Origin of the sequence: Methylobacterium sp. BTF04 (genome assembly GCF_010692745.1) — a bacterium.
Classification (GTDB): domain Bacteria; phylum Pseudomonadota; class Alphaproteobacteria; order Rhizobiales; family Beijerinckiaceae; genus Methylobacterium.
Genome location: NZ_JAAHTB010000250.1, coordinates 1 through 562, shown reverse-complemented (window position 1 = coordinate 562; position 562 = coordinate 1). Strand labels below are relative to the sequence as shown.

Annotated in this window: 1 protein-coding gene; it reads right to left on the bottom strand. The window is 65.8% G+C overall.

Annotated elements, in window-relative coordinates:
- Positions 1–6: 6 nt before the first annotated feature.
- Positions 7–405, bottom strand: a complete 399-nt coding sequence (locus G3T14_RS24580) for a hypothetical protein (RefSeq protein ID WP_163645061.1) — start codon at positions 403–405, stop codon at positions 7–9.
- Between the last annotated feature and the right edge of the window lie 157 nt (positions 406–562).

Genomic DNA, 562 nt, shown 5'->3' with positions numbered 1-562 from the left:
CCCAGATCACCGCGCCGCCTGACCGCCGCCGTCACCCAAAATCCCGCATAGCTCGCTCTGCTCCGCCCCCGACACGTCGGCTCCGCAAGCCTGGCAGGACAGCGCCCGTACAGCGTGATGACGGCTCGGGTTCGGATGAAGCAGCCGATGGGCGCCGGGATGCGGCTTGGCCTTGCGCCTGGACACCGACGTCAGCGACGCCTTCTGCCCTTTCGACGGCGGCAGGCTCGAATTGTCCGGCGTCTTGGGCGGCAGGCCGAGCCTCGCCTCCAGTTCTGCCACCCGGGCTGCAAGACGCCCGTTCTCGGCCATCAGAGCAGCATTTTGCGCGACCAGGACCTCGATCCGCTCCAAGAGGGCGGCGATCACGGCATCCGTATCGGACGGGGCGGTGGGCGTCTTCACACCATCGTTGAGTCACATCCGACAGCCGCCGTCGACCCAAAAACGCAACGGCCTCAACCCATCCCGACCCGCGTACCCAACCCAGAGACCTGAGCAATTACAGTCGACGAGCCCTGACGAGGGTCAGGTGAATCGGTCGAAGATGATCAAGCGTCGA